This is a genomic window from Rhizobium sp. 21-4511-3d (assembly GCF_053522545.1).
On record NZ_JBNWCF010000001.1, the window covers coordinates 717,008 to 727,745 of the forward strand.

General features: G+C 60.0%; 9 protein-coding genes. All 9 read left to right on the plus strand.

Annotated features, from left to right (window positions below; genetic code table 11):
- The first annotated feature begins 11 nt into the window (after positions 1-11).
- The 9 genes from ACQZ5H_RS03810 (at position 12) to rpoB (ending at position 10,657) form a co-directional block, all read left to right on the plus strand.
- On the plus strand, positions 12-1,058 hold the full coding sequence (locus ACQZ5H_RS03810) for a glycosyltransferase family 2 protein (protein WP_449096771.1): 1,047 nt from the start codon (positions 12-14) through the stop codon (positions 1,056-1,058).
- Complete coding sequence (locus tag ACQZ5H_RS03815) at positions 1,055-2,647, plus strand: glycosyltransferase family 39 protein (RefSeq protein WP_449096772.1); 1,593 nt, start codon at positions 1,055-1,057, stop codon at positions 2,645-2,647. Before ACQZ5H_RS03810 ends, ACQZ5H_RS03815 begins: the two co-directional genes overlap by 4 nt.
- Positions 2,648-2,916: 269 nt before the next feature.
- The gene (gene secE, locus ACQZ5H_RS03820; RefSeq protein WP_112716918.1) at positions 2,917-3,117 is read left to right on the plus strand and encodes a preprotein translocase subunit SecE; all 201 of its coding nucleotides are present in this window, start codon (positions 2,917-2,919) and stop codon (positions 3,115-3,117) included.
- Positions 3,118-3,134: 17 nt separating this feature from the next.
- Positions 3,135-3,665, plus strand: coding sequence for a transcription termination/antitermination protein NusG (gene nusG / locus ACQZ5H_RS03825; protein ID WP_112716916.1), 531 nt, complete (start codon positions 3,135-3,137; stop codon positions 3,663-3,665).
- Between the two features lie 175 nt (positions 3,666-3,840).
- Positions 3,841-4,272: a 50S ribosomal protein L11 gene (rplK, locus tag ACQZ5H_RS03830; RefSeq protein ID WP_112716914.1), complete on the plus strand. Its 432-nt coding sequence runs from the start codon at positions 3,841-3,843 to the stop codon at positions 4,270-4,272.
- Positions 4,273-4,276: 4 nt separating this feature from the next.
- Positions 4,277-4,975, plus strand: coding sequence for a 50S ribosomal protein L1 (gene rplA, locus ACQZ5H_RS03835; RefSeq protein WP_112716912.1), 699 nt, complete (start codon positions 4,277-4,279; stop codon positions 4,973-4,975).
- A 323-nt stretch (positions 4,976-5,298) separates the two neighbouring features.
- On the plus strand, positions 5,299-5,817 hold the full coding sequence (gene rplJ / locus ACQZ5H_RS03840; protein ID WP_112716910.1) for a 50S ribosomal protein L10: 519 nt from the start codon (positions 5,299-5,301) through the stop codon (positions 5,815-5,817).
- A gap of 58 nt (positions 5,818-5,875) precedes the next feature.
- Positions 5,876-6,256, plus strand: coding sequence for a 50S ribosomal protein L7/L12 (rplL, locus tag ACQZ5H_RS03845; RefSeq protein ID WP_112716908.1), 381 nt, complete (start codon positions 5,876-5,878; stop codon positions 6,254-6,256).
- Positions 6,257-6,517: 261 nt separating this feature from the next.
- Entirely contained in the window at positions 6,518-10,657 is a 4,140-nt protein-coding gene (rpoB, locus tag ACQZ5H_RS03850) for a DNA-directed RNA polymerase subunit beta (protein WP_112716906.1), read from the plus strand.
- Positions 10,658-10,738: the final 81 nt, after the last annotated feature.

Sequence of the window (10,738 nt, forward strand, 5' to 3'; positions counted from 1 at the left end):
CGGAGAACGATGTGCACCCAGAAACCATGAATAATCCGGCGCAGAGCCGCAGTCTTCAGCCACCCGGGCTCGATGACGTCGCGTTATCAAGCGATGCCGCTCCGATGGAGCGCGCCACTGCGGCGCCGCTGCTGTCGCTTGTCGTGCCGTGTTACAACGAACAGGACGTTCTCCCGCAGTTTTTCGCCCGCGTGACCGCGGAGCTCAGCCGGATCGACGGCATCGATTTCGAGATCGTCTGCGTCAATGATGGAAGCCGCGACCAGACACTTGCAGTGTTGCTTGCTGCATGCCGGGCTGATGCTCGAATTCGAGTGCTCGACCTCAGCCGCAATTTCGGCAAGGAGGCCGCACTGTCGGCGGCGATACAGGAGGCGAGGGGCGATATCATCGTGCCGATCGACGCCGACCTTCAGGATCCGCCGGAACTGATCGGCAAGATGGTGGCAAAGTGGCGGGAAGGATATGACGTTGTCCTTGCCAAGCGGGTAGACCGTTCCTCGGACACCCCGCTCAAGCGCTGGACGGCTTCGGCCTTTTATCGCCTTCACAACAAGCTCTCCGATGTGCCGGTTCCCGAAAATGCCGGCGATTTTCGTCTGATCAGCCGCGAAGTGGCCGATGCGCTTGCGACGCTCCCGGAACGCCATCGTTTCATGAAGGGGCTCTTTGCCTGGGTCGGCTTTCCGACGGTCGAGGTTGAATATATGCGCGAGCCGCGCGCTGCCGGGAAAACCAAATTCTCCTTCTGGAAGCTCTGGAACTTCGCGCTCGAGGGCGTGACGAGTTTTAGCACCTTGCCGATGCGCATATGGACGTACATCGGAGCGTTCGTCGCCGTATGCGCGATCTTGCGCGCCGTGATGCTCGTGATCCGTACGATGGTCTGGGGTGTCGACGTACCGGGCTATGCGTCGCTCGCGACGGCGATCCTGTTGCTCGGCGGTATCCAGTTGATCGGCATCGGCATTCTTGGCGAATATGTCGGGCGCATCTACTTCGAGGTCAAGCAGCGGCCGATCTTCATCGTCAAGGGCCGCTACGGGAGCCGTGTTTGAGCGACCAAGGCGCGGTGATATCGCGATCAGCGCAGGCCGGTCTTGGCGTTGTCGGTATTCCTGAGGGCGGAAGGCGAGACGTGGCGCTGCGCTTCTTCTGGATCGGCGTCGTTGCGATAGTCTTCTTCGCTGCCGCTCTGCGGATCCCGGGACTGGCCTCCCGCTCCTTGTGGCTGGACGAGGCGTATAGCGCCTGGTTCTCGGCCTTGCCGCTTGGTGAGCTCTGGCACTCCGTGCCGCAATACGAAACGCACCCGCCGCTTAATTATACGCTGCTGAAGGGCTGGCGTTGGCTGTTCGGAGCGAGTGAAGCCGGCTTGCGCAGCCTATCCCTCGCGGCAAGCGTTGCGACAGTTTTGTCAGTCTCGCTTTCGGGGCGGCTATTAAAGCTTGGCCGGGAGGGGGAGGCGGTTTCTCTCCTTGCTGGCCTGCTTCTGGCGATGAACGCCGGAAATATAAAATACGCGCAGGAAGCCCGGCCCTACGCGCTGGAGACGCTGGCCGTCACCATCGCGATCATCGCCGCCGCTCGCTTGGTCACGATGGTCTACCGTCAGCCGGGGATTGGTCTGCGCTCTGCGGCATCCGCAGCCGTGGTTCTCACGCTATCAGGCGGGTTGCTGCTCTGGTGTCACAATACGGCGCTGTTTGTTGCTTTCGGTATCTGGTGCGCACTTGGCGTCGCCGCGTTGATGTTGCCGGCCGCGGATTGCAGGCGGTTGCTGGCTGTTGCGGTGATTTCGGGCTTTGGAGCGTTGGTTCTCTGGTCTCCATTCCTGCCTTGGTTCTTGAAGCAAAGTCAGGCGTTCGGCGCCATGCAGTTCTGGATCGAGCTGTCGCGCTTCGACCTGATCAGCGCCTGGATTCTGGCCGGCGGCGGCAGAACCCCCGCGGTGCTTGCCTGCCTTCTTGCTGTACCGGGCCTCTGGTTCATGTGGCGGCGTCAGCCGCAGCTTGCGGTCATGCTTGGCATTATTCTTTGCGTGCCGCTGTCGCTTGTGCTGATTATCAGCTTTGCGTTCAAGCCGATCTACATCGATCGCTTATTCGGGTGGATGGGGCCGATACTGGTGGTGCTGACCGCCTGTGGCATTGTTGGCATATCGAGAAGTGTGCCGGTGCGAGGTGCTGCGCTTGCTGTGCTTCTGTTGGCAAATCTCCATGCGGTGACAATGCAATATGCCGCTCCGCCAATCGAGGATCTGCGTGAGCTGAGCGCCACGATCGCTGCAGACGTCCGCCCGGGTGATGCCATATTGGCCGTCCCGAATGAGCTCGGCGTCGGCCTCCGGTATTATTCGGACGTACCCGGCGTGACCTACCTTCCGGGGGAGTTTCCATATCTGGCGCCAGCCGGCGAACGACGTTACATCGGCAACCTTGGAGCCCCGGCGATCACGCAGGCCGATGTCGCCGATCTCGCAGCGCGGCTCGGCAATCCCCATCGTGTCTGGCTGGTGGCGCGCCGCGCCGATCTCTACGATCCCAACGGCCTGACGGCCGCAGCAATCGGCTCCGGACGCTCCATCGTGGTCGAACGCCGGTTTGGTCCGATCGAGCTTCGCCTTTATGGTGAAATGCCGAACTAACGTTCGGGGAGTTGTGCACGAAAGATCGTCTTCGCGCATTGCAATCCGGTGATCGGTTGTGCTAACAGGGCGCTTCGATATGGCCGAGGCCGTATCTGGCGAGGAACGGCGAGGCTGAATGGCCAGTGCGCCGCGCATCCGCTAATTTCGTTAAACTTCGGTTTCCCTCTTGTCGAATTGGGAATCGGTGTTTATGTAGGGTTCAACAGACACGCGGTGCGTGGGGCTGATATGTTCAGCTTTACGCGCCGTAATTGCGTGGGCAGTCGATGGCATCCAAATCCAATCCACTAGCGTTTCTCCAGCAGGTTCGCTCCGAGACGGCGAAGATCACTTGGCCGTCGCGCCGTGAGACGATGATCTCGACGATCATGGTTCTGGTAATGGTGGTTTTTGCCGCGCTGTTTTTCTTTGCTGCCGACCAGCTGATCAGCTGGCTTCTGAGCTTCGTGCTCAACGTCAGCAACTGATCGGGTGGAGATAAAAGATGGCGGCACGTTGGTACATCGTCCACGCGTATTCGAATTTTGAAAAGAAGGTTGCCGAGGACATCGAGAACAAGGCTCGCCAGAAGGGGCTTGAGCACCTGTTCGAAAAGATCCTCGTGCCAACCGAGAAGGTGGTTGAAGTGCGCCGCGGCCGCAAGGTCGACAGCGAGCGCAAGTTCTTCCCGGGCTACGTCATGGTTCGTGCGAACCTGACCGACGAAGCCTACCACCTGATCAAGAACACGCCGAAGGTCACGGGCTTCCTCGGTTCCGACAACAAGCCGGTTCCGATCCCGGACTCCGAAGCCGAGCGCATTCTCGGCCAGGTCCAGGAAGGTGTCGAGCGTCCGAAGGCTTCGGTCAGCTTCGAGATCGGCGAGCAGGTTCGGGTTTCCGATGGTCCGTTCGCATCGTTCAACGGCACGGTTCAGGATGTGGACGAAGAGCGTTCGCGCCTGAAGGTGGAAGTGTCGATCTTCGGCCGCGCGACGCCGGTCGAGCTCGAATACGGTCAGGTCGAGAAGGTCTGATTTCAAGAATCGGAGGCTGGTCCTTGGGGCTGGCCTTCGGGCGGCGAAAGCCGCAGCGCGTGGAAGGTGAGGGGCCTTAGCCGGGTCTCAATTATCCGAACCACGCAACCGCAGCCGCCGGAGCAATCCGGCATCAAGGGCCGGGCAACCGGCCGTCAGTGAAAGGCAGAGAGATATGGCTAAGAAAGTTGCAGGCCAGCTCAAGCTTCAGGTCAAGGCAGGATCGGCTAACCCGTCCCCGCCGATCGGCCCGGCGCTTGGTCAGCGTGGCATTAACATCATGGAATTCTGCAAGTCGTTCAACGCGGCTACGCAGGAAATGGAAAAGGGTATGCCGATCCCGGTCGTCATCACCTATTACCAGGACAAGTCCTTCACCTTCATCATGAAGCAGCCGCCGGTCAGCTACTTCCTGAAGAAGGAAGCGAAGATCCAGTCCGGTTCGAAGACGCCTGGCAAGGGCGCCAACGCCGGCAAGCTCACCAAGGCTCAGATCAAGTCGATCGCCGAAGCCAAGATGAAGGATCTGAACGCAGCAGATATCGAAGGTGCAATGGCGATGATTGAGGGCTCTGCCCGCGCCATGGGCCTGGAAGTGGTAGGTTAAGACCATGTCAGGCAAGCGCACCAAGAAGATCAACGAAGGTGTTGATCCCACGAAGCTCTACGCACTCGGCCTCGCCATCGGCATGGTCAAGGAGCGTGCTGTCGCCAAGTTCGACGAGACCATCGAAATCTCGATGAATCTCGGCGTTGACCCGCGCCACGCCGACCAGATGGTCCGCGGCGTCGTCAACCTGCCGAACGGCACCGGCCGCGACGTTCGCGTCGCTGTTTTCGCCCGCGGCGCCAAGGCTGACGAAGCCAAGGCTGCAGGCGCAGACATCGTCGGCGCCGAAGACCTGGTCGACATCGTCCAGGGCGGCAAGATCGATTTCGACCGCGTCATCGCGACCCCCGACATGATGCCGCTCGTCGGCCGTCTCGGTAAGGTTCTCGGCCCGCGCGGCATGATGCCGAACCCGAAGGTTGGCACGGTAACGATGGACGTCACGGGTGCCGTCAAGGCTTCCAAGGGCGGCGCCGTTGAATTCCGCGTCGAAAAGGCCGGTATCGTACACGCCGGCATCGGCAAGGCATCCTTCGATGCCAAGGCTCTGGAAGAAAACATCCGTGCCTTTGCTGACGCCGTCATCAAGGCAAAGCCGGCTGGCGCCAAGGGTAACTACGTCAAGCGCGTAGCGATCTCTTCGACCATGGGTCCGGGCGTCAAGATCGAGGTTGGCTCGGTCACGGCTCCGGCCGCCTAATGAATTTGCCGGGCTTTTGCCCGGCAGCAAGAATTCCGGCCTCGCAAGGGGCCGGGATATTCCGGAGAAATCCGGAATCCTGTCCGAGATTGCAGGTGGTTTTCCCTTAATCACTTGGCCTGCATGAGACGGGTAAGACCCGAATTTCTGAAGTTCGCTTCATTGATCCGGTTCGAGCCTTGGATGCCTTGTGCCTTCGGCCTTTTCTGGCGCGAAGCGCGAGGGGACAGGATCCTCAAGCGTCGCTTGGGATCGCAATTGATCCCGGGAGGCAAAAGGCAACCCGGTAGGGCCTTATAGGTCCTGCCAACTGGAGATAGGCAGTGGAAAGAGCGGAAAAACGCGAATTCGTCACGGAACTGAACGAAGTCTTCAAGGCTTCGGGCTCGGTTGTCGTGGCCCACTATGCTGGTGCTACAGTCGCGCAGATGAACGACTTCCGTTCGAAGATGCGCGCAGCTGGCGGTACCGTCAAAGTCGCGAAGAACCGCCTGGCCAAGATCGCCCTTCAGGGTACGGAAGCGGAAGGGATTTCCAATCTCTTCACCGGTCAGACGCTCATTGCATACAGCAATGACCCGATCACCGCTCCGAAAGTCGTCGTGGATTTCGCCAAGACCAACGATAAGATCGTTGTTTTGGGCGGCGCCATGGGAACAACCACGCTCAACGCCGATGCAGTCAAGTCGCTTGCGACCCTGCCGTCGTTGGACGAACTGCGTGCAAAGCTGGTCGGTATGATTCAGACCCCGGCTACCCGCATCGCAGGCGTTGTTGCAGCACCGGCAAGCCAGCTTGCTCGCGTGTTCTCGGCTTACGCCAAGAAGGACGAAGCCGCATAAGGCGGTTTTTTGCTGTTTATAAAACACCGGTTCGAACCGAACAAAAGGAACTGATAACATGGCTGATCTCGTAAAGATCGTTGAAGACCTCTCTGCTCTGACCGTCCTGGAAGCTGCTGAGCTTTCCAAGATGCTCGAAGAAAAGTGGGGCGTTTCTGCTGCTGCTCCGGTAGCAGTTGCTGCTGCTGGTGGCGCTGGTGGCGCTGCAGCTCCGGCTGAAGAAGAAAAGACCGAGTTCGACGTTATCCTGGTTGACGCTGGCGCCAACAAGATCAACGTCATCAAGGAAGTCCGCGGCATCACCGGCCTCGGCCTGAAGGAAGCCAAGGACCTCGTCGAAGGCGCTCCGAAGGCTGTCAAGGAAGGCGTTTCCAAGGCTGAAGCTGCCGACATCAAGAAGAAGCTTGAAGACGCTGGCGCAAAGGCCGACGTCAAGTAATCTTGAACTGCATCTGGGAGGCGGTATGTTTACCGTCTCCCATTTGCCGTTTTCCTGAACAAATTACCCAAAAGCCGCGTGAAAACGGCTTTTGGGTAATGGGTTCTTCAAGAGGATGGTCTCGAACCGCAGCATGAAGGCAATCCGGCCTCTTGTTTCGGGAAGTGAGACGAGATTGAACCAACCCATTGGTTGACGGGGTCGACTGGCCATCGGTTCCCGTCCGTTGCAGGCCCGGATGCAATTTTTGAAGGAGCGACGATGGCTCAGACCCTTTCGTTCAACGGTCGTAGGCGCGTACGCAAGTTTTTTGGTAAAATCCCCGAAGTCGCAGAGATGCCGAACCTCATCGAGGTTCAGAAGGCGTCCTACGACCAGTTCCTGATGGTTGAAGAGCCCAAGGGCGGCCGCCCTGACGAAGGCCTTCAGGCCGTCTTCAAGTCTGTTTTCCCGATCACGGATTTCTCCGGCGCTTCGATGCTGGAATTCGTTTCCTACGAATTCGAGCCGCCGAAGTTCGACGTCGATGAATGCCGTCAGCGCGACCTGACCTACGCAGCGCCGCTCAAGGTGACGCTGCGCCTCATCGTGTTCGATATCGACGAGGATACCGGCGCGAAGTCCATCAAGGACATCAAGGAACAGTCCGTCTACATGGGCGACATGCCGCTCATGACCAACAACGGTACGTTCATCGTCAACGGCACCGAGCGCGTCATCGTTTCGCAGATGCACCGTTCGCCGGGCGTGTTCTTCGATCACGACAAGGGCAAGAGCCATTCTTCCGGCAAGCTGCTCTTTGCTGCCCGCGTGATCCCGTATCGTGGTTCCTGGCTCGATATCGAATTCGACGCCAAGGACATCGTCTATGCCCGTATCGACCGCCGCCGCAAGATTCCGGTGTCGTCGCTGCTGATGGCCCTCGGCATGGACGGTGAGGAAATCCTCGACACCTTCTACACGAAGTCGCTCTACAAGCGCGACGGCGAAGGCTGGCGCATTCCCTTCAAGCCGGAAACGTTGCGTGGCGCCAAGGCGATCACCGAGATGGTCGACGCCGACACCGGCGAAGTCGTTGTCGAAGCCGGCAAGAAGCTGACCCCGCGTCTGCTCCGCCAGCTCTCCGAAAAGGGTCTCAAGGCCCTCAAGGCGTCCGACGACGACCTGTACGGCAACTTCCTGGCCGAAGACATCGTCAACTACTCGACCGGTGAGATCTATCTCGAAGCCGGCGACGAAATCGACGAGAAGACCCTGCCGGTCATCCTGTCGAACGGTTTCGACGAAATCCCGGTTCTCGGTATCGACCACATCAATGTCGGCGCCTACATCCGCAACACGCTGCACGCAGACAAGAACGAGAACCGTCAGGACGCTCTGTTCGACATCTACCGCGTCATGCGTCCGGGTGAACCGCCGACCATGGAATCGGCCGAAGCCATGTTCAACTCGCTGTTCTTCGATGCGGAGCGTTACGACCTCTCCGCCGTCGGCCGCGTGAAGATGAACATGCGTCTCGACCTCCAGGTCGACGACACCGTCCGCATCCTGCGCAAGGACGACATCCTGGCCGTGGTCAAGATGCTCGTCGAACTGCGCGACGGTAAGGGCGAAATCGACGACATCGACAACCTCGGCAACCGTCGCGTTCGCTCTGTCGGCGAACTGATGGAAAACCAGTACCGTCTCGGCCTGCTCCGCATGGAGCGCGCGATCAAGGAACGCATGTCCTCGATCGAAATCGACACGGTCATGCCGCAGGATCTGATCAACGCCAAGCCGGCAGCAGCTGCCGTCCGCGAATTCTTCGGCTCCTCGCAGCTGTCGCAGTTCATGGACCAGGTGAACCCGCTTTCGGAAATCACCCACAAGCGCCGTCTCTCGGCACTTGGCCCGGGTGGTCTGACCCGCGAGCGCGCAGGCTTTGAAGTCCGCGACGTTCATCCGACCCACTACGGCCGTATTTGCCCGATCGAAACGCCGGAAGGTCCGAACATCGGTCTCATCAACTCGCTGGCGACCTTTGCGCGCGTCAACAAGTACGGCTTCATCGAAAGCCCGTACCGCCGCATCGTCGATGGCAAGGTGACGAACGACGTTCTCTACCTGTCGGCCATGGAAGAAGCGAAGTACTACGTCGCACAGGCCAACGCCGCGCTCGAGAAGGACGGTTCCTTCGTTGACGAGTTCGTCGTCTGCCGTCACGCCGGCGAAGTTATGCTTGCTCCGCGCGACAGCATGAACTTGATGGACGTCTCGCCGAAGCAGGTCGTTTCGGTCGCAGCCGCTCTCATCCCGTTCCTGGAAAACGACGACGCCAACCGCGCTCTCATGGGCTCGAACATGCAGCGTCAGGCCGTTCCGCTACTGCGTGCCGAAGCTCCGTTCGTCGGCACCGGCATGGAGCCGGTCGTTGCCCGCGACTCCGGCGCTGCTATCGGCGCCCGCCGCGGCGGCGTTGTCGACCAGGTCGACGCGACGCGTATCGTTATCCGTGCGACGGAAGACCTCGAGGCTGGCAAGTCCGGCGTCGATATCTACCGCCTGCAGAAGTTCCAGCGTTCGAACCAGAACACCTGCGTCAACCAGCGTCCGCTGGTCACCGTCGGTGACGTTGTCAACCGCGGCGACATCCTCGCCGACGGCCCGTCGACGGACCTGGGCGATCTCGCGCTCGGCCGCAACGCGCTCGTCGCGTTCATGCCGTGGAACGGTTACAACTACGAAGACTCGATCCTGCTCTCCGAGCGTATCGTTGCTGACGACGTGTTCACCTCCATTCACATCGAAGAATTCGAAGTGATGGCCCGTGACACCAAGCTTGGTCCGGAAGAAATCACGCGCGACATTCCGAACGTTTCGGAAGAAGCGCTGAAGAACCTCGACGAGGCCGGTATCGTCTACATCGGCGCCGAAGTTCAGCCGGGCGATATCCTCGTCGGCAAGATCACGCCGAAGGGCGAAAGCCCGATGACGCCGGAAGAGAAGCTTCTGCGCGCCATCTTCGGTGAAAAGGCATCCGACGTGCGCGACACGTCCATGCGCATGCCGCCCGGCACCTACGGCACGATCGTCGAAGTGCGCGTCTTCAATCGCCACGGCGTTGAGAAGGACGAGCGCGCGATGGCAATCGAGCGCGAAGAGATCGAGCGTCTTGCAAAGGACCGCGACGACGAACAGGCGATCCTCGACCGTAACGTCTACGGCCGTCTGATCGACATGCTTCGCGGCCAGATGTCCATCGCGGGCCCGAAGGGCTTCAAGAAGGGCACCGAGCTGTCGAACGCCGTCGTCTCCGAATATCCCCGCTCGCAGTGGTGGATGTTCGCCGTCGAAGACGAGAAGGTCCAGAGCGAACTCGAAGCTCTGCGTGGCCAGTACGACGAATCCAAGTCGCGCCTGGAACAGCGCTTCATGGACAAGGTCGAGAAGGTCCAGCGCGGCGACGAAATGCCTCCTGGTGTCATGAAGATGGTCAAGGTCTTCGTCGCTGTTAAGCGCAAGATCCAGCCAGGCGACAAGATGGCCGGCCGTCACGGCAACAAGGGTGTCGTGTCGCGTATCGTGCCGGTCGAAGACATGCCGTTCCTCGAAGACGGTACGCATGTCGACGTCGTTCTGAACCCGCTCGGCGTGCCGTCGCGCATGAACGTCGGTCAGATTCTCGAAACGCATCTCGGCTGGGCTTGCGCCGGCATGGGCCGCCAGATCGGCGACATGCTGGAAGCCTACAAGGCGAGCGGCAACATCGAGCCTCTGCGCAAGACGATCGGCGACGTTGTCGGCGAAGGTCCGAAGGCCGAGCAGGTCAAGGATTTCGACGACGAGTCGGTCCTGCGTCTTGCCGACCAGTGGAAGCGCGGCGTTTCGATCGCAACGCCGGTTTTCGACGGTGCGCATGAAGGTGACGTCAACGAGATGCTGGCTCTCGCCGGTCTGAAGGAAAGCGGTCAGTCGACCCTTTACGACGGCCGTACGGGCGAGCAGTTCGACCGTCAGGTCACGGTTGGCTACATCTACATGCTGAAGCTGAACCACCTTGTCGACGACAAGATCCACGCCCGTTCGATCGGTCCTTACTCGCTCGTTACCCAGCAGCCGCTGGGCGGCAAGGCGCAGTTCGGCGGTCAGCGCTTCGGCGAAATGGAAGTCTGGGCACTGGAAGCATACGGTGCGGCTTACACGCTGCAGGAAATGCTCACGGTCAAGTCGGACGACGTCGCCGGCCGTACCAAGGTCTACGAAGCCATCGTCCGTGGCGACGATACGTTCGAAGCGGGTATCCCCGAAAGCTTCAACGTTCTCGTCAAGGAAATGCGCTCGCTCGGTCTGTCTGTCGAACTGGAAAACTCCAAGGTCGATGAACAGCAGGCGAGCCAGCTGCCGGACGCAGCCGAGTAACCATCTGATAGGGTGTGCGCTGTAAATCAGCGCACACCGTTCCCGCTCTGGCCCCGTAACGTGTTGGCCGGGCAGGGACGA

Bases quoted from the DNA above. Each gene is read 5' to 3' on its own strand.
- nusG (WP_112716916.1), top strand. From the start codon at position 3,135: ATGGCGGCACGTTGGTACATCGTCCACGCGTATTCGAATTTTGAAAAG.
- rplK (WP_112716914.1), top strand. From the start codon at position 3,841: ATGGCTAAGAAAGTTGCAGGCCAGCTCAAGCTTCAGGTCAAGGCAGGA.
- secE (WP_112716918.1), top strand. From the start codon at position 2,917: ATGGCATCCAAATCCAATCCACTAGCGTTTCTCCAGCAGGTTCGCTCC.
- rpoB (WP_112716906.1), top strand. From the start codon at position 6,518: ATGGCTCAGACCCTTTCGTTCAACGGTCGTAGGCGCGTACGCAAGTTT.
- rplA (WP_112716912.1), top strand. From the start codon at position 4,277: ATGTCAGGCAAGCGCACCAAGAAGATCAACGAAGGTGTTGATCCCACG.
- rplL (WP_112716908.1), top strand. From the start codon at position 5,876: ATGGCTGATCTCGTAAAGATCGTTGAAGACCTCTCTGCTCTGACCGTC.